22 protein-coding genes and 1 tRNA gene are annotated in these 24315 nt (G+C 66.2%); 12 read left to right on the top strand and 11 right to left on the bottom strand.

Features of this window, described 5'->3' with window-relative positions; genetic code table 11:
* Positions 1–8: 8 nt before the first annotated feature.
* A complete protein-coding gene (locus HH800_RS14890; RefSeq protein ID WP_007704598.1) occupies positions 9–461 on the top strand; it encodes a MaoC family dehydratase in 453 nt (150 codons plus the stop codon).
* A complete protein-coding gene (locus HH800_RS14885) occupies positions 458–1291 on the top strand; it encodes an HpcH/HpaI aldolase/citrate lyase family protein (protein WP_169861542.1) in 834 nt (277 codons plus the stop codon). Before HH800_RS14890 ends, HH800_RS14885 begins: the two co-directional genes overlap by 4 nt.
* Before the next feature lie 204 nt (positions 1292–1495).
* Here HH800_RS14885 and HH800_RS14880 read toward each other — a convergent pair whose 3' ends face one another.
* Positions 1496–2407: a DUF2171 domain-containing protein gene (locus tag HH800_RS14880; protein ID WP_169861541.1), complete on the bottom strand. Its 912-nt coding sequence runs from the start codon at positions 2405–2407 to the stop codon at positions 1496–1498.
* Between the two features lie 257 nt (positions 2408–2664).
* Between HH800_RS14880 and HH800_RS14875 the strand changes: the two genes are divergently transcribed.
* Positions 2665–2740: transfer RNA gene (locus tag HH800_RS14875), tRNA-Ala, on the top strand.
* A gap of 122 nt (positions 2741–2862) precedes the next feature.
* On the opposite strand, the gene HH800_RS14870 is transcribed toward HH800_RS14875, so the two are convergent.
* From HH800_RS14870 to HH800_RS14845, 6 genes are all read right to left on the bottom strand, one after another.
* A complete protein-coding gene (locus tag HH800_RS14870) occupies positions 2863–3759 on the bottom strand; it encodes an aldo/keto reductase (RefSeq protein WP_169861540.1) in 897 nt (298 codons plus the stop codon).
* Positions 3760–3852: 93 nt separating this feature from the next.
* Complete coding sequence (locus tag HH800_RS14865) at positions 3853–4413, bottom strand: YkgJ family cysteine cluster protein (RefSeq protein ID WP_037491139.1); 561 nt, start codon at positions 4411–4413, stop codon at positions 3853–3855.
* Between the two features lie 78 nt (positions 4414–4491).
* Positions 4492–5244 (bottom strand): peroxide stress protein YaaA, encoded by a 753-nt coding sequence (gene yaaA / locus HH800_RS14860; RefSeq protein WP_037512850.1) that lies wholly within the window; start codon positions 5242–5244, stop codon positions 4492–4494.
* A 79-nt stretch (positions 5245–5323) separates the two neighbouring features.
* The gene (locus HH800_RS14855) at positions 5324–6913 is read right to left on the bottom strand and encodes an alpha/beta hydrolase (protein ID WP_169861539.1); all 1590 of its coding nucleotides are present in this window, start codon (positions 6911–6913) and stop codon (positions 5324–5326) included.
* Positions 6913–7302 carry a hypothetical protein gene (locus HH800_RS14850; protein ID WP_235681891.1) on the bottom strand — a complete coding sequence of 130 codons (390 nt, stop codon included), beginning with the start codon at positions 7300–7302 and terminating at the stop codon, positions 6913–6915. Before HH800_RS14850 ends, HH800_RS14855 begins: the two co-directional genes overlap by 1 nt.
* A 101-nt stretch (positions 7303–7403) precedes the next feature.
* Positions 7404–8249: an oxidoreductase gene (locus HH800_RS14845; protein WP_169861538.1), complete on the bottom strand. Its 846-nt coding sequence runs from the start codon at positions 8247–8249 to the stop codon at positions 7404–7406.
* A 50-nt stretch (positions 8250–8299) separates the two neighbouring features.
* Here HH800_RS14845 and HH800_RS14840 point away from each other — a divergent pair, with 50 nt between their 5' ends.
* A complete protein-coding gene (locus tag HH800_RS14840; RefSeq protein ID WP_169861537.1) occupies positions 8300–8893 on the top strand; it encodes a TetR/AcrR family transcriptional regulator in 594 nt (197 codons plus the stop codon).
* 28 nt (positions 8894–8921) lie between these two features.
* Here the strand turns inward: HH800_RS14840 and HH800_RS14835 are convergent, their stop codons facing one another.
* Positions 8922–9803 carry a helix-turn-helix domain-containing protein gene (locus HH800_RS14835; protein ID WP_169861536.1) on the bottom strand — a complete coding sequence of 294 codons (882 nt, stop codon included), beginning with the start codon at positions 9801–9803 and terminating at the stop codon, positions 8922–8924.
* A 151-nt stretch (positions 9804–9954) separates the two neighbouring features.
* On the opposite strand from HH800_RS14835, the gene pobA reads away from it, so the two are divergent.
* From pobA to HH800_RS14820, 3 genes are read left to right on the top strand one after another with little or no spacing between them, the layout of a single operon-like run.
* Positions 9955–11136 (top strand): 4-hydroxybenzoate 3-monooxygenase, encoded by a 1182-nt coding sequence (gene pobA / locus HH800_RS14830; RefSeq protein WP_169861535.1) that lies wholly within the window; start codon positions 9955–9957, stop codon positions 11134–11136.
* 56 nt (positions 11137–11192) lie between these two features.
* On the top strand, positions 11193–11963 hold the full coding sequence (locus tag HH800_RS14825) for an NUDIX domain-containing protein (protein WP_169861534.1): 771 nt from the start codon (positions 11193–11195) through the stop codon (positions 11961–11963).
* A gap of 3 nt (positions 11964–11966) precedes the next feature.
* Positions 11967–12695: an extensin family protein gene (locus HH800_RS14820; RefSeq protein WP_169861533.1), complete on the top strand. Its 729-nt coding sequence runs from the start codon at positions 11967–11969 to the stop codon at positions 12693–12695.
* Between the two features lie 6 nt (positions 12696–12701).
* On the opposite strand, the gene trpE is transcribed toward HH800_RS14820, so the two are convergent.
* Together trpE and HH800_RS14810 are read right to left on the bottom strand one after the other, a co-directional pair.
* Positions 12702–14225, bottom strand: a complete 1524-nt coding sequence (trpE, locus tag HH800_RS14815; protein ID WP_169861532.1) for an anthranilate synthase component I — start codon at positions 14223–14225, stop codon at positions 12702–12704.
* Between the two features lies 1 nt (position 14226).
* Positions 14227–16176, bottom strand: a complete 1950-nt coding sequence (locus HH800_RS14810) for a peptidylprolyl isomerase (RefSeq protein WP_169861531.1) — start codon at positions 16174–16176, stop codon at positions 14227–14229.
* A gap of 211 nt (positions 16177–16387) precedes the next feature.
* Here HH800_RS14810 and tpiA point away from each other — a divergent pair, with 211 nt between their 5' ends.
* The 3 genes from tpiA (at position 16388) to HH800_RS14795 (ending at position 19607) form a co-directional block, all read left to right on the top strand.
* Entirely contained in the window at positions 16388–17131 is a 744-nt protein-coding gene (gene tpiA / locus HH800_RS14805; RefSeq protein ID WP_099230913.1) for a triose-phosphate isomerase, read from the top strand.
* Positions 17132–17507: 376 nt separating this feature from the next.
* Positions 17508–17885 (top strand): preprotein translocase subunit SecG, encoded by a 378-nt coding sequence (gene secG / locus HH800_RS14800; RefSeq protein ID WP_010337428.1) that lies wholly within the window; start codon positions 17508–17510, stop codon positions 17883–17885.
* Between the two features lie 90 nt (positions 17886–17975).
* Entirely contained in the window at positions 17976–19607 is a 1632-nt protein-coding gene (locus HH800_RS14795) for a CTP synthase (protein ID WP_010337427.1), read from the top strand.
* Between the two features lie 32 nt (positions 19608–19639).
* Here HH800_RS14795 and HH800_RS14790 read toward each other — a convergent pair whose 3' ends face one another.
* Positions 19640–20752, bottom strand: coding sequence for an NADH:flavin oxidoreductase/NADH oxidase (locus tag HH800_RS14790; RefSeq protein WP_169861530.1), 1113 nt, complete (start codon positions 20750–20752; stop codon positions 19640–19642).
* A 201-nt stretch (positions 20753–20953) separates the two neighbouring features.
* Here HH800_RS14790 and HH800_RS14785 point away from each other — a divergent pair, with 201 nt between their 5' ends.
* Together HH800_RS14785 and HH800_RS14780 are read left to right on the top strand one after the other, a co-directional pair.
* On the top strand, positions 20954–23494 hold the full coding sequence (locus tag HH800_RS14785; protein WP_169861529.1) for a TonB-dependent receptor: 2541 nt from the start codon (positions 20954–20956) through the stop codon (positions 23492–23494).
* Entirely contained in the window at positions 23488–24312 is an 825-nt protein-coding gene (locus tag HH800_RS14780) for a hypothetical protein (protein ID WP_169861528.1), read from the top strand. Before HH800_RS14785 ends, HH800_RS14780 begins: the two co-directional genes overlap by 7 nt.
* Positions 24313–24315: the final 3 nt, after the last annotated feature.

Raw genomic sequence — 24315 nt, 5'->3', positions numbered from 1 at the left:
GGCGAACTATGGCGGGCAGGCATTTTGACGAATGGCAGGTGGGCGACCGGATCGCGCATGAATTGCGCCGCACGGTGACCGAGACCGACAATCTGCTGTTCACGACGATGACCCATAATCCCCAGCCGCTGCATCTGGATGCCGAGGCGGCCAAGGCCTCGGAATTCGGCCAGATCCTGGTCAACGGCACTTTCAGCTTCGCGCTGATGATCGGCCTGTCGGTGGGGGATACCACCATGGGCACGCTGGTCGCGAACCTGGGCTATGACAAACTCGTCATGCCCAAGCCGGTGTTCATCGGCGATACGCTGCGCTGCGAGACCGAGGTTACGGACCTCAAGGAAAGCCGCTCGCGCCCCGAAGCGGGCATCGTCACCTTCACCCATCGCCTGCTCAACCAGCGGGACGAGATTGTTTGCCAGTGCCTGCGCATGGCGTTGCTCAAGAAGAGGTCTGCATGAAACTTCGCTCGCTGCTCTTTGTGCCGGGCGATCGCCCCGAACGGTTCGACAAGGCGGCGGCGAGCGGCGCGGATGCGATCATCCTCGACCTGGAGGATTCGGTCGCACCCGAGCGCAAGGGCTATGCCCGTGATGCGATCGCCGGCTGGCTGGGGGAGGCGCGCAATTGCACCGCCTTCGTCCGGGTCAATCCGCTGGACGGCGGGCAGACCGCCGACGATCTGGCCATCATCCTGCCGGCGACGCCCGACGGCATCATGCTGCCCAAGGCGGAAGGGGCGGCCAGCATCCTGACGCTGGAGGAACTGGCCGGGCAGGGGCGCCTGCCGCCGATCCTGCCCATCGCCACGGAAACGCCCGCCGCCCTGTTCGAGCTTGGCAGCTATCGCAGCGTTCGTGATCGGCTGGCCGGCCTCACCTGGGGCGCGGAGGATCTGCCCGCCTCGATCGGCGCTACCAGCGCGCGGGAGGCCGATGGCCGTTATACCGCGCCGATCGAGATGGCGCGCAGCCTGACCCTGTTCGCGGCCCATGCCGCCGGTGTCGCGGCGATCGACACGGTCTTCCCGCGGATCGACGCGATGGATGATCTGGCCGCCTATGTCGGCCGGGCGCGGCGCGACGGCTTTACCGGCATGATGGCGATCCATCCGGTTCAGGTCGCGGCGATCAATGCCGGCTTTACTCCGACCCCGGCGGAGGTCGATCATGCCCGCGCGGTGGTCGATGCCTTTGCCGCCAATCCGGGTGCCGGGGTGCTGAAGCTGGACGGCAAGATGATCGATCGCCCGCATCTGGTGCAGGCCCAGCGCGTGCTGGCCGCCATATGAAAAAGGCCCGGCATCGCGGCCGGGCCTTTCCATGTAGTTGCCTTTGTTCGGACTTTTTCTCGAAATGCGCGAAAGAGCGCATTTCGATAAGCGGCACCGGCCCACGCCCCCACCCGACCTCCCATTCAGGATACACTCTGTGGGAGGTCGGGTGGGGGTGTGGGCCGGTGCGGATGCGCCAAAGGCGCATGTCAAAATAGACTCTTAGCGGTAACGGCTCTTTTCATAATTGGTCGACGATCCGGCGCCATAGGTGCCACGGGTATCGTCGCGATCGCCGAACAGCGCCTGCTGTTCGCGCTCGATGCGCCAGGCGTGCTGCGCTTCGTCCGCGCTCTTTTCCAGCGTCACCTTGGTCGCATCGACCGACTTGATCCAGGAGGAGGGGATGGAGTGGTGGACACCGCCGGCATCGCTGTCGCTCTTGGTCAGGATGATGCGGTCGCCGCGCAGCTTGTCGACGGTGCCGACATGTTCGCCATCGCTGCCGACCACTTCCATATGCTCGCGCACCTGCGTCACCGCCTGGCGCTGCTCGCCGCGACGGGTGCGCCATGTACCGAACTCGCTGTTGAAGCGATCGCGATGTTCGCGCTGATATTCGGCATAGTCGCGGTCCAGTTCGTCGATCCGCTGCTGGCGCCAGCTATAATAGTTGCTGTCATGATGCGCGCCATAGTCCTGCTGCGGCCCGAAGGCGCGGTTGCGATAGCCATGGTCCTCGCTGCCATAGCCGCTGCGCTCCCCGGTATAGGGGGCAAAGCCACGGCCGGGTAGATAGTCGCTGCGTGCGGCCGAGGCATAGCCAAGCCGGCTCGACTGGTCGCGCGGGTCGCCATAGGGGCGGTTATAATATTCGTCATATTCGCGGCGGCGCTCCGCCTCGTCATCGCCGAACCAGCTGCGAATCTCGTCGCCGGCCCGGTCGAAGAAGCCGCGTTCGTCGGGATCATAGCCCTGGGGATAGGGGCGGGCACCCGGCCCGCTGAACTGGCCGCGCATGCCGTATCGATAGGCGCGCTCGTCGCGTGGCGCCCTGTACCGATCATTGCCGCGATCCCAGTCGGTTGAATAGCGATCATCGCCGCCATAGCGGCGTCCGCCTTGATAACCCATGGTCCGTCTCCTTGTGCTTGTCGGAGGATTGCGCCCTCCGGTGGTGCGTGCTTGTTGCACCGACAGGCCATCAATGGGTGGCGCGGCCCATCGTTCCGGGCGTTACGGGCGGGTAACGTCGCGCCTTTCAACCGCCCTGCCGAAGGCGGAAAGGGCCGATTTCCGGGGCTCTTGATCGAGATCAGGAAAGGCGGCGATTTTTTGCGCAAAAGACCGTTGCAAGGCGAAAATCCCTCGCCTATAGGCAGCCCACCTTTGGGGCCTTAGCTCAGCTGGGAGAGCGCGTCGTTCGCAATGACGAGGTCAGGGGTTCGATCCCCCTAGGCTCCACCATTTCCCTTCGAAATGAACGAACTGTTCCGTGTGGCATTGGCTGTGCGGACCGGACGCCACCGGCCGGCGCACCCCATGATCATCGGACAGCATGGCAAGATGCGCGATCTCGCACGGGCGGATCAGGGCAGCCTTTCTCCCATTGACGCTTCGAGCACCGCATACCATTCGCCGCGGGTCCATTCGACCTTGAAGGCTTCGATGCTGCGGGCAATGCGGGCAGCGGACTGGCTGCCGACAATGGGAATCGGGCGCGCGGGATGCGCCATGATCCAGGACAGGGCGGCGGCGGTGATATCGACGCCATAGCGCTCGCCCTGATCTGCAAGCATCACAGCGGCCGGGTGCAGCGCCTTGGCGAGGCGACCACCACCCAGCGGCGACCAGGCCAGAACCGCCATGTCGCGCGCCATCGCCTGATCGAGCGTGCCGTCATGGAGCGGCACCGTGCGCAGCGCGGAAAATTCGGGCTGGGTGCTGACGATCGGCAGGTCGAGAAAGCTCTGGAGCGCGTCGAGTTCATGAATCGCATAGTTGGACACGCCGATCGCGCGCACCTTGCCGGCTTCGACCATGCGGGTCAGGCTGGCGGCGACTTCCTGCGGATGGGTCAGGAAATCGCGGCGATGGATCTGGTAGAGATCGACCCGGTCGATGCCCATTCGCGTCAAGGACGCATCGATGGCCTCGGCCAGATAGTCTGCGCCGCTATTATAGGGGATGCCCGGCCGGATGCCGCCCTTGGTGGCGATGATCATGCGCTGCCGCAGTTCTGGGGCAGCCGCCAATATCTGGCCGAACAGCGTTTCGGCCGATCCGAAACCGGCGGGTGTGTCGCAGCCATAGATGTCCGCCGTGTCGAGCAGGGTGATGCCGGCGTCCAGCGCCGCCTCCACCCTGGCGCGGGCCTCGGCGATATCCTCGCCGGCCAGGCGCCACATGCCCCAGGCGATCGGAAAGACGGAAATGCCGCTCTTGCCGAGCGGACGTGGTTCGGCGGAGAAGCGCAGCGTGGTCATGGATCGATCAATGGCACAAGCAATGTGCTGGCGGTAGGGGCCATCCGCGCCCCACATGACCGGCCGGGCGAGCGGCGCTTGCCGGGGCCGGTGTCATGCCCTGGATGAAAAGCTCATGTAACGCGCGCGCCAGGCGGCGACTTCGGCGCGCAGGTGGGCGGGGGCGGCATCCCCCGACAGGACGAGGGCCGCGACCTCATTGTCGGGGTGCATCAACATCTTCCGCGATCCGTCGCTGAACCAGACGGGCACCAGCTGATCGCAAAGACTGTCGAGGATCGCGCCGGCCATGCCATTCTCGATCGCCGCGCTGCCGGGCAGCATGCGAACCATGATCGATACGCCTTCGAAGCAGTTGCGCGGTTCGCGGACGAAATCGATCGACGCCAGGATGCCGGACCGGTCCGGACGGGCTTCATCGGGCATGGCCTGGACCCGGCGCCATGCGCAAAACCATGTCCGGCAGATATGCGGGCGCACGGCATGAATGCTGCATCCCTGCTCGCCCAGATGCGCGCAGGGCGCGCCCGCCGCTTTCTTGAAATCGGGCGTGTCGACGGTCAGAATGGTGCAGCACATGGTGCAATCGCCGCAGGACCGGTCAGGGATGACAGGGCCCAGCAGAGCGGTTTCCAGATCTGTATCCATGTGCATCCGGGCGGGGTGCCTTGGCCTTGTCGGGAATGCAAGCGGCATCATGCGCGCCGCCTCGCGGCAGATGCCCTGCGCCGGTCAGGCGCGCATGAAGCGCCAGTGGTCGGCGTCGCTCTCCGCCGGATCGAAGCGATATCCGTCACTGTCGAAGCCCTGCATGGCCTCGACATCGGCGACATGATGTTCGCACATCCAGCGCGCCATCATGCCGCGTGCCCGCTTCGCGTTGAAGCTCACGAAGCGCGGGCCATTCGGCCCCGGCTCGCGAAAATCGACATGGATCACGCGCAGGCCATCCAGCCTGTTTTCGACCGCCGCGAAATATTCCTGGCTGGCGAGATTGAGGACGACGCCCGATCCCTCTTCCGCGGCCTGCGCGCGCAGCAGCGCGGCGATGCGGTCGCCCCACCAGTCGGTCAGCTTCTTGTGCCGCGGTGCCCAGCGCGTGCCCATTTCCAGCCGATAGGGACGGATCGCATCCAGCGGACGCAGCAGCCCGTAAAGGCCCGACAGCATCCGCACATGATCCTGCGCAAAGGCCACCGCCGCCTCGTCCAGCGTGTCCACTTCGAAACCGGAATAGACGTCGCCGGCAAAGGCATAGAGCGCCTGCCGTTCGGGCAACTCGGCGAAGTCCCGGAACCGGTCGGCATTGAGCTTCGCCAGGCGCGGCGAGATATGCATCAGTTCCGCCAGCCGCTTCTGCGAAAGATTGGCGGCCGACTTGGCGAGCCCGCGCGCTTCCTCGGCGAAATGCGGCGTGGTGACGGCAAGGGGCGGCAGCGCGCGCTCGAAGTCGAGCGTCTTGGCGGGAGAGAGCAGAACGATCATGCCCCGCGCGGTAGCCGCGCCTCGTCCGGGCGTCAAACCGGACCGCGCCTCCCCCTCCCGCCCACCAGCGGATTTCGCTTCAGCGCCCGCCTGTGGCCCCTGATGGCCGCGCCACCGCATACATGGCCTGCGCCATTTCCCGGTAGTAGGCGTTGCGATCGCCGTCCCGTGCATAGACTTCGTTGATGCTGTGCGACGCGCCGGGGACATAGATGAACTCTGCCCGTCCACCCACCTTGCGGAACGCGGCCTCCAGATCATGGACGGCGCCGTCGAGATAATAGGAATCGGCGGTCCCGACCACGACATGGACCTTGCCCTCCAGGTCATGGCGCAGGCGTGGCCATTGGGTCTCGATCCGGTGGCCGATATCATAATTTTCCCGCCAATAGGCCGCGACCTGCGCATCGACTGCGCCCGTCACCCGATCGAAGAGCGGCGCCGGCGTCCCGTCTGCACGGCGCGGCGAGAAGGTCCAGTCGAAGGATCGCAACTGGCCGCCGTCCCGGCCCAGCACCGTCTCGATCCCCGCCGCCTGCGCGATCGTCGTCTTCACCTCGCCATGGGCGCGCTCCAGCGGACGGGCCACGCCATTGGCATCGCGATACATGTTCGCCCCCGGCTGATAGAGGTCGACGCCGATGAAATGCCGGAAATCCACCGGATCGGGTGACGAGGCCCAGCTTCCGCCGAAGACAGCGGGATAGCGCACCATCGCCCAGAGCGCGAACCAGCCGCCCGAACTATGGCCGGTCAGGAACCGGCCCGAGGGCCTTGCATCCATCCGATAGCGGCTTTCGAGCGCCGGGATGATCTCGCGCGTCAGCGCTTCGCCCCAGGGACCATTATTGACGCTGTCGGCAAATTCGGTCGTGCCCGTGGGCGAGGCGAAGTCCAGCGTCACCCAGATCATCGGCGGAATGGCCTTTGTTTCCATCAGGTGCCAGATGTGCGACAATTGCTGCCCGTCCACCCGGTGATTGGTGCCGAACGCACCGGCCGTATAGACCGTGGGATAGGTGACGCGGCCATGGGGATCATAGCCCGGCGGGGTCAGCACCCAGGCGGCGACGCTCTGTGGCGTGCCGCGAAAGCGGGTCAGCGCCTTTGATACGACCTGTTCGTCGTGCAGATGCGGGCGCGACGCGGTGATCTGCTCGGCGGCGCGCGGCGGCAGGCCGGTGACGTCGAACTGCGCGGGCGCCGGCGGCAGTCTGTGATCGAGCGCAATCGACGGCCTGGCGCCTAGCGGCAGGCGCAACGTCACCACCTTCGAGACCAGGTCGCCCGGCCCCCGCCCGCCATAATTATAGACGCCATCGCGATCGAGCACGACCTGCACCCGATAGTCCCCAGGCGCCAGGGCCGCGAGCCCCTTGGGGAAGGCGCTTTCCCCGGCATCGATGCTGATTGTGCGATCCGGCCCGAAACTCGCGACATCGCGGCCCGCCACGAAGATGCGGGCGTCGTCGGGGCCATAGATGTCGATATCCTCGCTCTTGCCATTGTCGGCGCTCAGCGGTGCCGCAAAGAGCAGCAACCGTCCCGATGCGTCGTCGCCCAGCGCAGCCGGCAGGCTGATATCGAAACGCGTTTCGGGTGCCGCAGCGCCGATCAGCGCCAGCCCAGACAGGGGAAGTGCAAGCAAGCGGGCCATTGCGGTCATCATCAGGTGATCCTGCCATTTTGCCGGCGCAGGGCAATCAACTGGGCGGCAAGGCCCAGGATCAGCACCGCCAGAAGCGCAGCCTGCGATCCCAGCAGCAAGGGCGACTTGAGGTCTGTGACGAACGGGTGACCGTCCGGCACGCGGCGCAGGATTTCAGTCACGGTCGGCACCATCAGCAGAAACGTCGTGAGGCTGAGGAAGACGGTTTCCAGATAGCGCCGCGCGCGCCCGAGAAAGCGGATATTGTCCACGCCATAGCCGGCGATCAGCAGCAGGATCGTCACCGTGCCGATACCGTAGCTGACGGGCTGATGCGCCACCAGGAACACGGTGCCGGCACCGATCAGCATGAAGATGAGATAGGCGATGCCCGGTGCGGTTCGCGGCATGATCCGGCCATGGCGCGCAGGCTGCCGAGCGTATGGACCCAACCCAGGGGCGTTATTCCAAACATGGTCTGTGTCTTTCTGTTGGCGGGCGATCGCCGCGCTTATGCGGCAAAGCTGGTGGAGCGGGACAATGCGCGCCATTGCGCGATCTCTGCTTCCATGGCGGCCATCTTGCCTTCGACCAGGCCCAGCGCATCGTCGCCCAGGAACAGGCGCGTCGGCGGTGCCGGCGCCTCCACCAGCGCCAGCAAGGCTTGCGCCGCGCGCGCGGGATCGCCCGGCTGCTGCCCGCTCTTGGCCTGACGCGCCGCCCTTATCGGGTCCATGACCGCGTCATAGTCGGCGATGCTGCGCGGCGTGCGGTCCATCGACCGCCCGGCCCAGTCGGTGCGGAACTGGCCGGGCGCCAGCGCCGTCACATGAATGCCGAACGGCGCCACTTCCTTGCCCAGCGCTTCGGAAATCCCCTCCAGCGCGAACTTGCTGCCGCAATAGAAGCTGATGCCGGGCATGGTGATGAACCCGCCCATGGACGTGACGTTGACGATATGACCGCGCCGCCGTTCGCGCATGCCGGGCAGCACCGCCTTCATCATCGCCACCGGGCCGAACACATTGGCGGCGAACTGGCGCTGCAGATCGTCGATCGACGATTCCTCCAGCGCGCCCTCATGGCCATAGCCCGCATTGTTCACCAGCACGTCGACCGACCCGGCGCGCCGCTCGGCGTCCGCCACGGCCGCCGGAATCGCGTCCAGATGCGTCACGTCCAACTGCAGCGGATGCGCGCGTCCGGGCGCCAGCGCCCCAAAGGCGTCGGCATCCTTGGGGTTCCGCACGGTCCCGACGACGGCATGGCCGGCGTCCAGCGCGCCCTCGGCAAAGGCCCGGCCGAGGCCGGAACTGACGCCGGTAATCAGGAAAGTCTTGGGGATCAGCGCCGACATGGCCTACTCCATGATTTGAACATCAACTATATCATGATATAGATAGCAGCATGACGTCCATCAAGCCCCCCTCGACCGGTTCGCGTGGTGAACCCGTGCGCAATCGTGTGATCGACGCGGCCGAACGCCTGCTGCGCGACGGCAAGGCGGAATTTTCGATGCGCGATCTGGCGACCGAAGCGGGCGTCAGTTTCGCCACGCCGTTCAACCAGTTCGGCAGCAAGGCCGCGATCATGCACGCCCTGTCGGCGCGGCGGATCGCCACCGCTACCCAGCGCTTCGCGGACAAGCCGCGGCTCGACGATGCCGGCCAGCGCGTGCTGCTGGCGGTCGCCACGGTGGTCGAGTTGATGCTGGAAGAACCGCGCGTGAATCGGGCGGTGATGGGGTGGCTCGGCACGCCGGGGCCCACCCATGGCGAAGTGCTGGCGCAGTCCACCGCGCTGTGGACCCTGGCGATCGGTGCTGGCGAAGGTCTGATTGAAGGACACCCGGCGCTGCCCGCCCTGGCACGGCATCTGGCCTTCGGCTTTCGCGGTGTGCTGTCCTTCTGGACCGCGGGCGAGCTATCGGACGAGGAACTTGCCGCCAATGCCCGCGACGTGGCGAACGCCTTGCTGGGCAGCGCAGCCAGGCAGGCCTGATCGCCAAGCCCAGAGCGGGCGGCGCGCCTTATCCGTTCGCGCCCTGCTGGGCCTCGCGATAGGCGCGGGCGGACAGGCCCATGTTGCGCTGGAAGAAGCGGCTGAAATAGGCCGGGTCGGCAAAGCCGATCGAAAAGCCGATCTCGGCAATCGACAGGTTGGAATAGAGCAAGGCCCGTTGCGCTTCGAGCAGGGTGCGCTGGTCCAGCATCTGCGTCGGCGATCGTCCCGCCATCCGCGCGCAGGCGACGCGTAGCGCGGTCTGGCTGACGCCCAGCGCGGCGGCATGGACCGACACCGGTTCGCGCAGGCGGAAGCGCTGCTCGATCCGTTCGCGCAGCCGCGCGACGATCGACGCATGCGGTCCGGCGCGCGGGGCGGCATGGACGGCGGCGCTGCGATGGCGCAGTGCCGTCACCAGCAGCGACAGCATCGCCGCATCGACGGCCGCCCGGTGGCCCGGCGCCGACCAGCTGAGTTCGCGCATCAGATCGGCCACCAGCCGTTCGACTGGCGGCAATTGCGCCGCGCTCATCTCGATCGCGTCGGGCCGCTCGAACAGGCCGGCCAGTTCCGCGCCATGGCGGCCAAGATCCTGCAGATAGGCGTCGGCCATGGTGATGACGAAGCCGGCGGTTTCCTCCAGCCATTTGAAGCCATGCACCGCGGTGGCCGGCACCAGCAGGAAGCTGGGCGCGACGAAGCGCAGCTCCGCGCCATCCGCCTCCATCGCGCCGCCGCCCGAGGTGATGAGGAAGATATGGCTCAACTCGCTATGAGCATGCGGTTTGATCGTCCATTCGCTGGGACGTGAGCGATCGTCCAGCGTTTCGACATGGACGAAGCCCTCCGCCACCAGCCTGTGGGGCTCCCCATAGAGGTAGAAGGTCGGGAAGGACTGTTTCGACATTGGGCATGGTCCCGTCGGGATGCGCTGGGGCTGATGAATTGTCCAATTAATAGGCTGGTGCGCCCATGTCCATCGCCGGCCGTGCGGATACGATGGGCGCATCGGACAAACAGGGGCGCCGTCAGCGCGCCCGGATCATGAGAGGATGCGAATGCGCACCAGCATAGCCATTATCGGCGCCGGCCCGGCCGGCATGTTCCTGGCCCATCTGCTCGCGGCGGAGGGCATTGCCGCCGTCGTGCTGGAACGGCGCGACCGGACCTATGTTGAGGGGCGGGTCCGCGCCGGCGTGCTGGAACAGGTGACGACCGACCTGATGCATCGGCTGGCCCTCGGCAGCCGGCTCGATCGCGAGGGGCTGGTCCATGGCGGCACCCAGATTTCGCTCGACGGTTCGCTGTTCCGCATCGACATGGCGGCGCTGACCGGTGGCAGCGCGGTCACCGTCTATGGCCAGCAGGAAGTGATGCACGACCTGTTCGAGGCGGCGCCGGAGCGCGGTGTCGAGATCGTCTGGAATGCGCAGGATGTGACGCTGGAGGGGCTGGACGGCGATCATCCCGTGGTCCGCTGGCGCCAGGATGGCGTCGCGCAGGAATTGCAGTGCGACTATGTCGTCGGCTGCGACGGCTATCATGGCGTCAGCCGCAACAGCATCCCCGCCCATGTGCTGCGCACCTTCGAGCGCGTCTATCCGTTCGGCTGGCTCGGCATATTGGCCGATGTGCCGCCCGCCGACCATGAACTCATCTACGCCAATCATGAACGCGGCTTCGCGCTCGCCTCGATGCGCTCGCCCACGCGCAGCCGCTATTATATCCAGTGCGGCCTCGACGAGCAGGTCGATGACTGGTCCGACGATCGTTTCTGGGATGAGCTTTGCCTGCGCCTTGGCCCCGACGCGGCATCGCGCGTCACCCGCGGGCCGAGTTTCGAGAAGTCGATCGCGCCGCTGCGTTCCTTCGTGTCGGAACCGATGCGCTGGGGCCGGCTGTTCCTGGCCGGCGATGCTGCCCATATCGTGCCGCCGACCGGCGCCAAGGGGCTCAACCTTGCCGCGTCGGACGTCATCATGCTGAGCGAGGCGCTGGTTGACCATTATCGCGGCGGATCGGATGCCGGGCTGGACGGCTATTCCGCCCGTGCTCTGGCGCGCGTGTGGAAGGCGGAGCGCTTTTCCTGGTGGTTCACCTCGATCACGCACCGCTTCCCCGACATGGACGGTTTCGCCCGCCGCATCCAGGCGGCCGAGATCGACTATATTCGCGGGTCGCAGGCGGCGCAGCGCACGCTGGCGGAAAATTATGTCGGCCTTCCGCTGATGGCTGCCTGACGCCTCTCGCCGGGGCGGGGCTTTACCGCTCCGCCGGATGCGGCCTAGACCGGGGCATGAGCAAAGAGAATGACGCGGGGCGCCCCGCAGCGACGATCGTGATCGTGCGCGACCGGCCGGGGGCAGCGCCCGACCTGCTGATGATGGAACGGGCCGCGACCATGGCCTTTGCCGCTGGTGCGCTGGTCTTTCCGGGCGGTGGCGTCGACGATAGCGACCGGGCGCTGGCCGCCAGTGTTTCCAGCGATCTGGCCAGTGATGAGGTCGCTGCGCGGATCGCGGCCATTCGCGAGACGATCGAGGAAAGCGGCCTGGGCGTCGGTCTGGCGGGGTCTGTCGATGCCGCCACCGTGTCGGCGATTCGCGCGGGCCTGCTCGGCGGGGCGCCGCTGGGCGATCTTCTGGCGCCGCGCGGTATCGCCCTGGCGCTGGATGCGCTGGTGCCGTTCGCCCGCTGGCACCCGTCTGCGCGGGAAAAGGCGATCCGCGTCTATGACACCCGCTTCTATCTCGCCCGCGCGCCACTGGGGCAGGAGGCAAGCGTCGACGCGACCGAGAATGTCCGCCTGTTCTGGAGCAGCGCCGCCGCGACCATCGCCCGCGCCGATGGCGGCGACGGGCATGTCATCTTCCCCACCCGCCGCAATCTGGAACGGCTGGCGCAATATGACAGTTTCGACGCGCTCGCCGCCCATGCCCGCAGCATCCCGGTGGAAAAGGTGCGCCCCTGGTTCGAGGAGCGCGACGGCGAGCCGCATCTCTGCATCCCGGCGCATCTTGGTTATCCGGTCACGTCGGAACCAATGCGGCAGGTCCGGCGTGGTTAGGGCATGCGCCGCCTTCATCTGACCCTTCGTGCCCTTGTCATTATCGCTGTCATCCTTGGCCTGCTCTGGGTCGGATACGCGCTGCTGCGCCAGCGACCGCAGGATCTGCCCTGGACCAGGCTGGACCTGTCGCAGCCGGTCGGCCTGTTCACCGGTCGCAAGCTTGCCGCCCTGACCGGCGAGCGGGCACAATGTCTGGCGCTGCTCGATCGGGCCGGCATTGCCTATACGGCGATGAAGCCGGGCGGGGGCGAGGGGCAGTGCGGCTATGCCGACGCGGTCCGGCTGAAGGCGGAAAAGGGCATGATCGCCTTGTCACCCGCCGGGGTGGCGCCGTCCTGCCCGGTGGTTGCCGCCCTGCGCGTCTGGGAATGGCAGGTGGTGCAGCCCGCCGCCCAGCGCCTGTTCGGCCAGCCGGTGCGCTCCATCACCCATTTCGGTTCCTATAGCTGCCGGCGCATGTATGGCCGCAGCCAGGGCGACTTCAGCGAACATGCCACGGCCGACGCGATCGACGTCGCGGGCTTCGTGCTGGCCGATGGCCACCGGATCAGCGTGATCGGCGACTGGAAGGGAGAGGGCAAGGATGCCACCTTCCTGCGTGACGTGCGCGATGGCGCCTGCGACCTTTTCTCGACCGTGCTCTCGCCCGACTATAATGCCGCCCATCGCGACCATTTCCACCTCGACCAGGCGGAACGCGGTGCGACGGGCTGGCGGGCCTGTCGTTAAAGGTGGTTACTGCCCGTAGCCGGCCTGCTTGGCCAGGCTGACGGCTTCGCGCGCGGCGGCGAGCAGGGCACCGCTCTTGGCCTCGCATTCGCGCTGCTCATAGTCGGCGGTCGAATCGGCGACGATGCCGGCGCCGGCCTGGACGTGCATCACGCCATCCTTCAGCACGGCGGTGCGCAGCACGATGCAGCTGTCCATATTGCCGTCCGGCCCGAAATAACCGACGCCGCCGGCATAGGCACCGCGCGTTTCCGGCTCCAGTTCGGCGATGATCTCGCAGGCGCGGACCTTGGGCGCGCCCGACACGGTGCCGGCCGGGAAACCCGCGAACAGCGCGTCGATCGCATCTTTTTCGGGCGCCAGACGGCCGACCACGTTCGACACGATGTGCATCACATGGCTGTAGAATTCGACCGTATAGCTTTCCGTCACGGTAACGCTGCCGGCACTGGCGACGCGGCCGACATCGTTACGGCCCAAATCCAGCAGCATCAGATGCTCGGCCCGTTCCTTGGGATCGTCGAGCAGGCTGGCGCGATTGGCGGCGTCCTCCACCGCATTCTTGCCGCGCGGGCGGGTGCCGGCAATCGGCCGGATCGTCACTTCGCCATCGCGGGCGCGGACCAGGATTTCCGGGCTGGACCCGATCAGCGCAAAGCCGGGCAGGTCGAGATAATAGAGGAAGGGCGACGGATTGATCCGGCGCAGCGCGCGATAGAGCGCGATCGGCGGCAAGGTGAAGGGGCTGGTGAAGCGCTGCGCCAGCACCACCTGGAAGATGTCGCCCGCGACGATATAGTCCTTGGCGCGATCGACCATCTGGGCATAGCGGCCCGGTTCCAGCACCGGCGTCACGTCGATCTCGGCAATGTCGGCCGGGGCGGGCACGGCCGGCAGCGGCGCAGCCAGGCGCGCGGCGGTCGCGTCGATCCGTTCCAGCGCCTGCGCGATCGCCTTTTCCGCGTCGGCGGCCTGATCCTTCCACACCGGGGCGACCAGGAACAGGGCGTCGGCCAAGCGATCGAACACCAGGATGACGGTCGGCCGCACGAACAGCATGTCGGGCAGGGCGATGTTGTTGGCGGCGGGGCGGGGCAGCTTTTCGACCAGGCCCACCGTCTCATAGCCGAAATAGCCGACCAGACAGGCGAGCGCGGCCGGCAGGGCGGGGTCCAGATCGGCGCGGCATTCAGCGACCAGCGCGCGCAGCGCCTGCAACGCATCCTGTTCGGCCGGGACGAAAGCGTCGCGATCGGTCGCCCATTGGCGGTTGATCTCGCCCTTTGCGCCCTCGGCGCGATAGACGAGGTCGGGGGCCAGGCCGATCAGGCTGTAGCGGCCACGCACCGCGCCGCCCTCGACCGATTCCAGCAGGAAGTCGCCGCGGTCCGGCTCGAACAGCTTGAGCGCAGCGGAGATCGGCGTGTCGGTGTCGGCAATCTGCCGCCGCCACACCAGACCCGAACGGCCCTGTGCCAGTGCCGCGCGAGCGACGGCCGTGCCGTCCACCATTCCCCCCTGCGCCGCCATCTTACTGCTCGCCGCTATTGGTGGCGGACAGCGCCTTCTGGGCTTCGGCCACGGCGTTCGCCTTGCGGGTCACGCCCATGTCCTTCTCGATCGCGCGCTCGAACTGGGCGCCATATTCTTCGCCTACGACGTCGCCCAGCTGGGTGCGGACCTGGTTCAGCAATTCGGGCTGACCGGCGGCGTCGCCACGCTTGATGGCGTTCAATTGCACCACGAAGGTGCCGCGATCCTGGCCGATCGGCAGGGTCTTCACGCTGTTGGCGGCCATCGAGAAGAGGATGGCGATTTCGGCCGGCGGGCGCTGCTGGCCGCGCATCAGGTCGGCGCGACGGCCACCCACGACCTGCGGGGCGGGCAGCTTGACGCCGGCCTGGGCCAGCGCATCGGCCAGCTTGGTGCCCTTGACGACCTTGGCGCGGATGTCCTCGGCAACCTTCTGCGCCTTCTCATAGCCCTGGCTCAGCTTATACTGGGCCACGACCAGCGGCTTGATCTTGGCGAGCGGCGGCGGGGCGGGGGCGACGATATCGCCCGGCGCGGCCAGCGCATAGCGCTTGTCGGCAGTGATCGGCACCAGCTGGGCATCATCGTCGGCGCTCATCGCGAAGACGGGGGCCAGCAGCGGCTGCAGGTCGCTGTTGGGCTGATAGGTCTCGTCCTCGACCTGCTTGCCGCTCGACACCAGCAGCGGCGAGGTTTCCAGCTTCAGGCCATTATCCTTCGCGACTTCCTCGAAGGTGCCGCCATTGGCGATCTGATCCTCGATCTTGCCGGTGAAGTCGGTCAGCAGCTGCTTTTCCTTCTGGGTGCGCAGCGTGGCGATGATCTCATCGCGCACCGACGCCAGCGCACGGGCCGGGACATTGTTGAGCGCGGTGACGCGCAGCACGATCCAGCCGAGCGAACCACGGACCGGGCCAACCAGTTCGCCCTGCTTGGCGGCAAAGGCGGCGTCGGCGACCGGCTTGGAGGCGGTGGCGGCCAGCGCCTCGCGGCTCTGGTCGGTCAGGGTCGACACGGCAAGGCCCGCACCCTGCGCCGCGGCGGCCAGCGTCTTGCCGGCCTTCACCTGGTCGGCGATCGCCTTGGCGCCCGCCTGGGTCGGCAGCACAAGCTGTTCGACGCTGCGATTTTCCTTGGCGGCATAGGCCGCCTTGTTCTGATTGTAGGCGGCGGTGATTTCCGCCTCGGTCGGCTGGGCCGCCTGGGCGAACCGCTCGCTGTCGATCACGGCATAGCGGATGCGGCGCTGTTCCGGGATGGTGTAGCGCGCGGCATTCTTCTTGTAGAAATCGGCGACCTGCGCGTCGGTCGGCTCCTTGGCGTCCAGGAAAGCGGCGGCCGGGATCGCGGCGATCGTGCCCTGGCGTTCTTCCAGCAGCAGCGACGCATAGGGCAGCGCCACGCTGTCGGGCAGCTTCACGCCCAGGCCGACCGGGGCCAGCAGCTGGCGCTGCAGGATTTCGCGGCTGATATCGTCGCGCAGCGACTGTTCGCTGATCCGCTCGCGCTGCAGCAGGGCGCGGAAATTATCCTGGCTGAAATTGCCGGCGGCGTCCTGGAAGGCGGGGATCTGCGCGATCTGCGCATCGACCAGCCGCTTGCTGATATGGACGCCCTGATCGCTGGCGAACTGCTTGAGCGTCAGCGCCGCGACCAGCTGGTCGAACACCTGCTTGCCGCCACCCTGGGCAAAGAAATCGCCGATCTGCATGCCGGGATTTTCGCGGCGCGCATTTTCGAACACGCGCTGGATACGGTCCTGCAGCTCGCTCATGCGCAGCTTGGAACCGCCGGCCTTGGCGACGGTGTCGCCGCCGCCCAGGCCGGTCCCGAACTTGCCGCTGGAAATGTCGCCCAGGATGAACGCCGCCGCGATCAACCCCAGAAAGAGGATCGCGAAAAAGGCGCCGAATTTGGAACGGATGAAACTGCGGAAGACAGAGAGCATGAGAATGTCCGGTTTTTATGCGGCGATATGGCGGCCCGCTTTAGGGGCGGATCGACCCGGCGGCAAGTGCGGCCGTGGCGGACGGTCTGGACAAATGCTGCATCGCCGTCCATCGGCTTGATTGCCTGAAAGCGGAACCAGGAGACGCGGTGCATGCCGTGGGGACCCGCTGCGGGCACGTGCAGCAATAATCACAAGGGGACTTGGACCGATGAGCAGGCGCAAGCTGGTGGTCGGCAACTGGAAGATGAACGGGATGCGTGCGCATCTCGACGAGGTGGAGGCGATCGGCAAGCTCGCCGCGCAGCATCCGGCGGTGGAAGTCGGGCTTTGTCTGCCGGCCACGCTGATCATGGCCGGGTCGCAGCTGAAGGGCGCGGCCTTCATCGGCGCCCAGAACTGCCATATGGAATTGAGCGGCGCCTATACCGGATCGCTGTCGGCGGAGATGCTGATCGAGGCGGGGGCGACCTGGGTCATCACCGGCCATAGCGAACGGCGCGAGACGCGCGGCGAGACCAACGCCGATGTCGCCGCCAAGTCGGTCGCCGCCCATGCGGCGGGCATGAAGGTGATCCTGTGCGTCGGCGAAACGCTCGCCGTGCGCGATGCGGGCGATGCCGACGAAGTGGTCACCGCCCAGTTGCTCGCCTCTCTGCCCGAAGGCGCAAGCGCCGACTGGCTGGCCGTCGCCTATGAACCCATCTGGGCGATCGGCACCGGCCGCATCCCGACGCTGGAGGCGATCCAGTCGATGCACGCCACCCTGCGCGCCGCGCTCGCCAGCCGGATCGGCCAGGACCAGGCCGACGCCATGCGCATCCTCTATGGCGGATCGATGAACGGCGACAATGCCGCCGAGATCATCGCCCTGCCGGACGTCGACGGCGGCCTGGTCGGCGGCGCCAGCCTGTCGGCTGCCAAGTTCGAACCGGTGATCGCCGCCGCGGACTGATGCAGAGCGCCCTCTCTTCGTGCGGAAGAGGGGGCATTCTGGCTTGATGCGAGTCGAGCGCGTTGCTGGCTGTGCGTTGAAGGGGCGGGCTATCTTCACGCCGTTCGCCCTGAGCGAAGTCGAAGGGCGCTGCTGAGCGAAGGCGAAGCTATTGCCTCGCTCCGCTCGGCCGAGGGCTTCGATTTCGCTCAGCTTGAACGGTTCTTTCACTGTCCAGACTTAATTATATGGGCCATTGCAGGCCAGCCGCGGCACCCTCCGCACGCGCCCTCATCCATGCCTTCGTTCATATCGACAGGCTCGCCGGTTGCCCCGGCGGCCCATCATCGCTATGTGCGCGCCAACGCATTCCTTCATTGGACAGAAAAGAACCCGCATGTTCACCTTCCTTCTCGTCGTGCAGGCGATCGTCGCTGCCCTGCTGGTCACCGTCATTCTGATGCAGAAGTCGGAAGGTGGCGGTCTGGGCGTCGGTGGCAGCCCGGCCGGGCTGATGTCGGCGCGCGGCGCGGCGGATTTCCTGACGCGTTCGACCACGATCCTGGCGACCATCTTCGTCCTGCTGTCGATCACCCTGGCGGTCATCGCCTCGGTCCGTCATGCAGGCGGCGACATCGACACCTCGCTGGTCAAGTCGGCCCCCGCCACGCAGGCCCCGGCGCCCGCGACCGGCAGCGCCGACCCGCTGGCCGGTGCGGCCAGTGCCGCCGGCAATGGTTCGGCAGCGAACGGCGCAGTTCCGCTCGCTAACTGACCTTTTCGTCGTTCATCGCCATATTTTTTGCGAGCGTGCGGATTCGCGCGCTTGCTCAACTCGTTTGTATAAGGCTAAGCCTCTTCTCCCATGACGCGGTATATTTTCATCACCGGCGGCGTGGTCTCCTCGCTTGGTAAGGGCCTCATGGCCGCATCCTTGGCAGCGCTGTTGCAGGCGCGGGGCTATCGCGTGCGAATCCGGAAATTCGACCCCTATCTCAACGTCGATCCGGGCACGATGTCGCCCTATCAGCATGGCGAAGTCTATGTGACCGACGACGGGGCGGAAACCGACCTCGATCTTGGCCATTATGAACGCTTTACCGGCGTGTCGGCGCGCCAGTCGGACAACGTCACGCAGGGCCGGGTCTATCAGACCATCATCCAGCGCGAACGGCGCGGCGACTATCTGGGCGCGACCGTCCAGGTCATCCCGCACGTCACCGACGAGATCAAGGCGTTCGCCACGGCGGAGACCGACGATCTGGACTTCGTGCTGTGCGAAATCGGCGGCACCGTCGGCGACATCGAATCGCTGCCCTTCATGGAAGCGATTCGCCAGCTCCATAATGATCTGGACCGCGGCCAGTCGATCTTCGTCCACGTGACCCTGGTGCCCTATCTGGCGGCGGCCGGCGAACTGAAGACCAAGCCGACCCAGCACAGCGTGCGCGAACTGACCTCGCTCGGCATCCAGCCCGACATCCTGCTGTGCCGCGCCGAGCATCCGCTGCCCGAAAGCGAGCGCAAGAAGATCGCGCTCTTTTGCAATGTCCGTCCCGAGGCGGTCATTCCGGCGCTCGACGCCAAGAGCATCTATGCCGTGCCCGAGCAATATCATGCCGAGGGTCTCGACAATGAAGTGCTGCGCGCCTTCGGCATCACCGATGCGCCCGCGCCGTCGATGGACCGCTGGACCGATATCATGGATCGCCAGCTCAACCCAGAGGGCGAAGTGACGATCGGCGTGGTCGGCAAATATGTCGGCCTGCTCGACGCCTACAAGTCGCTGCACGAAGCGCTGCACCATGGCGGCCTTGCCAACCGGGTGAAGGTCAACATCAAGTGGATCGACGCCGAACTGTTCGAGAAGGGCGACGACCTCGCCGCCAGCCTCGAGCCGATGCACGGCATCCTCGTCCCCGGCGGCTTCGGCGTGCGCGGGTCGGAAGGCAAGATCGCATCGGTCAAGTTTGCGCGCGAACGCGACGTGCCCTTCTTTGGTATCTGTCTTGGCATGCAGATGGCCTGCATCGAAGGCGCGCGGAACACGGCGGGGATCGAAAATGCCTCGACCACCGAGTTCGGCGAAACCAGCGAGCCGGTCGTCGGCCTCATCACCGAATGGATGAGCAAGGAAGGCCTGCAGAAGCGCACCGCCGAGACCGATCTGGGCGGCACCATGCGTCTGGGCGCCTATCCGGCCAAGCTTGCGGGCAACAGCGTCGTCGCCGGCATCTATGGCAGCAACGACATCAGCGAGCGTCACCGCCACCGCTATGAAGTCAATGCCGGCTATCGCGAACCGCTGGAAAAGGGCGGCCTGATCTTCTCGGGCATGTCGCCGGACGGCACGCTGCCCGAAATCGTCGAGCGGCCCGACCATCCCTGGTTCGTCGGCGTGCAGTTCCACCCGGAACTCAAGTCCAAGCCGTTCGACCCGCACCCGCTCTTCGCCAGCTTCATCGAAGCGGCGGTCAAGCAGAGCCGGCTGGTATAAAAGAACGGGGCCGGAAGGCCCCGTTTCTCGTTTCAGCCCTTCGGCGTGTCGAAGAGATGGCGATACTGGCGCGGCTGGCAGCGCAGATATTGCGGCGCGGCCTTCACCGATGCGCCCAGATGGGCGGCGGCATGCCAGGGCCAGCGCGGATCATAGAGAATTGTGCGGGCGATCGCGATCAGGTCGGCGTCGCCGGTGCCGATGATCGCCTCCGCCTGCTCGAAATCGGTGATCAGGCCGACGGCGATCACCGGCATGTCGACCGCCTGCTTGACCGCGCGGGCCAGCGGCACCTGATAGCTTGGACCCACCGGAATATCCTGACGCGGGTCGAGGCCGCCGCTCGACACATGGATGGCGCTGCAGCCGCGCGCCTCCAGCGCCTTGGCAAATGCGACCGTCTGCTCGATGTCCCAGCCGCCATCGACCCAATCGGTGCCCGACACGCGCATCGTCACCGGCTTGTGCGCGGGCAGGGCGGCGCGCGCCGCGTCGAAAATCTCCAGCGGCAACCGCATCCGGTTTTCCAGGCTGCCGCCATAATCATCGTCGCGCTGGTTGGAGAGCGGCGAGAGGAACTGGTGCAGCAGATAGCCATGGGCGCCATGCAGCTGCACCGCATCGATACCGATTGCATCGGCCCGCTTTGCCGCCGCGACGAAGGCGTCGCGCAGCCGGTCGATCCCGGCCTTGTCCAGCGCCATCGGCGCATGGGTGCCCGGCGTGAAGGGCAGGGCGGAGGGGGCGACCGTCTGCCAGCCATTGACCGCATCGGGCGCGATCTGCGCGCCGCCCTGCCATGGCACCTGCGTCGATGCCTTGCGCCCGGCATGGCCGAGTTGGATCGCGATGGGCATGTCGCTATGGCGCCGCACGCCGTCCAGCACGCGCTGCATCGCCGCCTGCGTCGCATCGTCCCACAGGCCGACATCGGCATGGCTGATCCGCCCCTCGGGCAGCACGGCGGTCGCCTCGATCGTCAGCAACGCCGCGCCCGACAGGGCAAGCTGGCCCAGATGAATGAGGTGCCAGTCGTTCATCTGGCCGTCGACGGCGGAATATTGGCACATCGGCGCAATCACGATGCGGTTGTCGAGGGCAAGGCCGCCGACATCGAAGGGCTGGAACAGCTTGGGAGCGCTCATGCAGGTCTCCAGAAGTGGGAGAGGGAGAGAAGGCCCGCAAGATAGGAAGCCGGCCGGGCGGCCGAAAGGGGGCGTCTCTCGCGGTCGCAAGATGGTCCGGTCTTCAAAATGTCATCAATCGGTCATCGCGGTGCAGCGCTTCGGAAACGCCGCTGTCGCGCAGCTTTCCTAATCGCGACCCCGACCAGAGGGGACTCGATCATGACCAGGATTTTTGCGGCATCCATCAGCCTGTTCGCACTCGCGATCGCCGGCACCGCCCATGCGCAGCAGCCGCTGCCCGAGGAGGAAGGCGGCATCGTCGTCACCGGCCAGCGCGCGCAGTTGCAGCGTTCCATCGACCAGAAGCGGGCAGCGCTGGGCATCGTCGATGTGACCGCGTCCGATGATATGGGCCAGCTGCCCGACAAGAATGTGGCCGAGGCGGTCGAGCGCCTGCCCGGCGTCGGCGTCCAATATGACCAGGGCGAGGGACGCTATGTCGCGGTGCGCGGCGTGCCCTCCAGCCTCAATGGCTATACCATCAACGGCTTCGAGATCGGCAATCCCGACGGACTCGATCGGCGCCTGCCGCTCGACATCCTGTCGGGTCAGCTCTTGAAGCAGGTGGAGGTCGCCAAGGTGAAGACCGCCGACCTGACCGGCCAGGGCATCGGCGCGACCATCAACCTCGTCACCCAGACCGCCTTCGACTTCGACGATCGCTTCATCTTCCAGGCGAATGGGCAGGTCGGCTATCAGGAACTGCGCAAGGGCGACCAGCCGATCAAGGGCGATGTCACCATCGGCACCCGCTTCGGCGCGGACGAACAGTTTGGCATCCTGCTGGGCGCCAGCTATTCCGACCGCACCTATAGCAGCTATGGCATCTATCCCGATGACTGGACGCCCGACGCCGATGCCGCGCGCGGGGCCGTGCCGGTCAACATCAAATATAATGACTATCGCCTCAAGCGCGAGCGGATCGGTGCGGCCGGCTCGTTCGACTGGCGCGGCGAGAGCGTCCAGCTCTATGTTCGCGGCATCTATTCCAAATTCTCCGAGGATGAATATCGCCAGCGCTTCCGGCTCGATTTCTCCGATATCGACTGGGACGCCAACGGCCTGACCGGTATTGCCTCCACCAGCGAGCAGCGTTCCGACCTGCGTCTGGAATATAAGGAAAAGTCGGTCCTGTCCTTCATGGCCGGCGGCACGGCGGACCTGACTGACAACTGGTCGCTTGATTTCGGCGCGGCGCGCACCCGCAACGAAGTGATCGAACCCAATCAGCTCTGGCAGTTCCGGGGCAATCCCGGCGCGGTAGCGGTCGATTTTTCGGACAAGCTGTTCAGCGCCGTGCCGGTCGACGGCTATCTCGATCCGTCGGACCTGGGCTTCCGCCAATATTCGGCGCAGGATGAATATGGCCTGGAAAAGACCTGGCAGGGCCGGCTCGACCTGACCGGCAAGCTGCCGACGATCGGCCAGAACAGCTTCATCAAGTTCGGTGCCAATGGCCGCTGGACCGACAAGCGCTTTAATTCCTCCAATGACGTCTATGGGCGCGGCAGCAGTGCCAACCGCTTCACCCTGGATGGCCTGTCGGGCGACACCGTCATCGTGAAGCTGGGCGATGGCCGCAATTATTTCCTCGGCCCGGTGATCGATGCCGACCTTGTCGATGCCTATACCCAGGGCAAGCTAGGCGGCGCGCAGTTCGTGCTCAACGAAGCGACCAGCCTGGCCAATGAAACGCTGAGCGATTTCGACCTCAGCGAGAATGTCTATGCCGGCTATGCCATGGCCAATCTCGACTTTGGCGCGCTGTCGGTCACGGGCGGCCTGCGGGTTGAGCGGACCGAACTGGACATTGACGGCTATCTGCTGGAAGGCGACGTCGTCCGCCCGACATCGGGCCGCACCCGCTATACCAACTGGCTGCCCAGCCTGGTGGTGCGCGTGACCCCGTCGCACGACACCGTCTTCCGCCTTGCCTATTCGCGCAGCATCGGCCGGCCCAGCTATGCCGACCTGTCGCCGGGCGGCACCGTCACGGTGGAGGGCGCGGACGAGATCAGCGTGTCGAGCGGCAATCCGGCGCTCAAGCCCTATGTCGCGGACAATCTCGACATGTCGGCTGAATGGTATTTCGCGCCCGGCGGCCTGATCAGCGTCGGCGCCTTCGCCAAGTTCATCCGCAACCCGATCTTCACGCAAAGCTATACCATCAATGACGGCAGCTTTGGCGGTGTCGCCTATGACCGGATCAATTTCAGCCAGACGCTCAACGCCGACAAGGGCGATATCATCGGCCTGGAAGCCGCCTGGCAGCAGCAGTTCACCTTCCTGCCGGGTCTGCTCTCGGGTCTTGGCATGAACCTCAACCTCACCCTGATCGACTCCAGCCTGCGCATGCCGGACCGTGGCACCGTTGCCTTCCCCGAACAGTCCAAGCTGCTCTGGGGGGCGCAGATCTTCTACCAGAGGGGTATCGTCGAAGCGTCGGTCGCCTATCATCATACCGGCCGCGCCTTGCTGTCGGCGGGTGATATCCGCCTCAATGACCAGTATAATGACGATCTGCGTCGTCTGGACGCGAAGATCGGGGTGGATGTGACGAAGAATGTGCGCCTCTTTGCCGAAGGGCAGAATCTGACCGACGAGCCGACCCGCCAATATCAGGGCGGCGTGCGCGACTGGGTGATCCAGAATGAACGCTATGGTCGCACCTTCTACGTCGGGGCCTCGGTCAAATGGTAAGGGCGCTGCTTGTCGGAACCGCGCTGCTGGGACTGGCCGGCGCGGCGGTCGCGCAGCAGGCGCCGGCGGATGCGCCGTCGTCGCCGCCATCCCCGGTCAGCCTGCGGATCAAGGCGCCGGAAGCGCATCAGGGCGCGGCGTCGGACGGCACCCATGTCTATGCGATCGATAATGACCGGATCGGCAAATATCGCATCGCCGACGGACAGCGCGTGGCGCAGTGGCAGGGGGAGCGTCGCCTCTATCCGCACATGAACAGTTGCACCGTGGTCGGCACCGAACTGGTCTGTGCCGCGTCCAACTATCCCGCCGTGCCGCAGACCAGCGCGGTCGAGATTTTCGACACGAAGACGCTGAAGCATGTCCGCAGCGTCAGCCTGGGCTTTGGCCCCGGATCGCTGACGGTGATGGATCGCCATGATGGCAAATGGTGGGCGGTCTTCGCCAATTATGAGGGCAAGGGCGGCGAGCCGGGGCGCGATTATCGCTATACGCTGCTGGTGCGGATGGACGATGCTTTCCGGGCGGAGGCAAGCTGGGCGTTCCCGGCCGACGTGCTGGCCCGCTTCGCGCCCAAAAGCTGTTCCGGCCTTAGCTGGGGCGCAGACGGCCTGATCTATGCCACCGGGCATGACCGGCCCGAAGTCTATGCGCTGAAACTGCCGGAGGCCGGATCGGTGCTGGAGCATGTCGGGACGCTCGGCATTGCCACGCCGGGCCAGGCGATCGACTGGGATCCCAAGGCGCCGCGCCGCCTCTGGTCGATCGGCCGGGGTGCTGGCGAGATGGTGGCGAGCGAGATGCCGCCGCTCCGATAGGGC

The organism is Sphingobium yanoikuyae (genome assembly GCF_013001025.1).
GTDB classification, from domain to species: Bacteria; Pseudomonadota; Alphaproteobacteria; order Sphingomonadales; family Sphingomonadaceae; genus Sphingobium; species Sphingobium yanoikuyae_A.
Note: the sequence above shows the minus strand (reverse complement) of the source record. Positions and strands in the feature narration are given on the sequence as shown.

Coding starts and splice junctions, on each gene's coding strand:
- HH800_RS14835 (WP_169861536.1), bottom strand. CDS start 9,803: ATGTCGAAACAGTCCTTCCCGACCTTCTACCTCTATGGGGAGCCCCAC.
- HH800_RS14820 (WP_169861533.1), top strand. CDS start 11,967: ATGCGCCGCCTTCATCTGACCCTTCGTGCCCTTGTCATTATCGCTGTC.
- HH800_RS14795 (WP_010337427.1), top strand. CDS start 17,976: ATGACGCGGTATATTTTCATCACCGGCGGCGTGGTCTCCTCGCTTGGT.
- HH800_RS14885 (WP_169861542.1), top strand. CDS start 458: ATGAAACTTCGCTCGCTGCTCTTTGTGCCGGGCGATCGCCCCGAACGG.
- HH800_RS14890 (WP_007704598.1), top strand. CDS start 9: ATGGCGGGCAGGCATTTTGACGAATGGCAGGTGGGCGACCGGATCGCG.
- tpiA (WP_099230913.1), top strand. CDS start 16,388: ATGAGCAGGCGCAAGCTGGTGGTCGGCAACTGGAAGATGAACGGGATG.
- secG (WP_010337428.1), top strand. CDS start 17,508: ATGTTCACCTTCCTTCTCGTCGTGCAGGCGATCGTCGCTGCCCTGCTG.
- HH800_RS14850 (WP_235681891.1), bottom strand. CDS start 7,302: ATGCCGCGAACCGCACCGGGCATCGCCTATCTCATCTTCATGCTGATC.
- HH800_RS14845 (WP_169861538.1), bottom strand. CDS start 8,249: ATGTCGGCGCTGATCCCCAAGACTTTCCTGATTACCGGCGTCAGTTCC.
- HH800_RS14880 (WP_169861541.1), bottom strand. CDS start 2,407: ATGGGTTATCAAGGCGGACGCCGCTATGGCGGCGATGATCGCTATTCA.
- HH800_RS14780 (WP_169861528.1), top strand. CDS start 23,488: ATGGTAAGGGCGCTGCTTGTCGGAACCGCGCTGCTGGGACTGGCCGGC.
- HH800_RS14785 (WP_169861529.1), top strand. CDS start 20,954: ATGACCAGGATTTTTGCGGCATCCATCAGCCTGTTCGCACTCGCGATC.
- trpE (WP_169861532.1), bottom strand. CDS start 14,225: ATGGCGGCGCAGGGGGGAATGGTGGACGGCACGGCCGTCGCTCGCGCG.
- HH800_RS14790 (WP_169861530.1), bottom strand. CDS start 20,752: ATGAGCGCTCCCAAGCTGTTCCAGCCCTTCGATGTCGGCGGCCTTGCC.
- HH800_RS14825 (WP_169861534.1), top strand. CDS start 11,193: ATGAGCAAAGAGAATGACGCGGGGCGCCCCGCAGCGACGATCGTGATC.
- HH800_RS14840 (WP_169861537.1), top strand. CDS start 8,300: ATGACGTCCATCAAGCCCCCCTCGACCGGTTCGCGTGGTGAACCCGTG.
- HH800_RS14865 (WP_037491139.1), bottom strand. CDS start 4,413: ATGCACATGGATACAGATCTGGAAACCGCTCTGCTGGGCCCTGTCATC.
- pobA (WP_169861535.1), top strand. CDS start 9,955: ATGCGCACCAGCATAGCCATTATCGGCGCCGGCCCGGCCGGCATGTTC.
- HH800_RS14810 (WP_169861531.1), bottom strand. CDS start 16,176: ATGCTCTCTGTCTTCCGCAGTTTCATCCGTTCCAAATTCGGCGCCTTT.
- HH800_RS14855 (WP_169861539.1), bottom strand. CDS start 6,913: ATGATGACCGCAATGGCCCGCTTGCTTGCACTTCCCCTGTCTGGGCTG.
- HH800_RS14870 (WP_169861540.1), bottom strand. CDS start 3,759: ATGACCACGCTGCGCTTCTCCGCCGAACCACGTCCGCTCGGCAAGAGC.
- yaaA (WP_037512850.1), bottom strand. CDS start 5,244: ATGATCGTTCTGCTCTCTCCCGCCAAGACGCTCGACTTCGAGCGCGCG.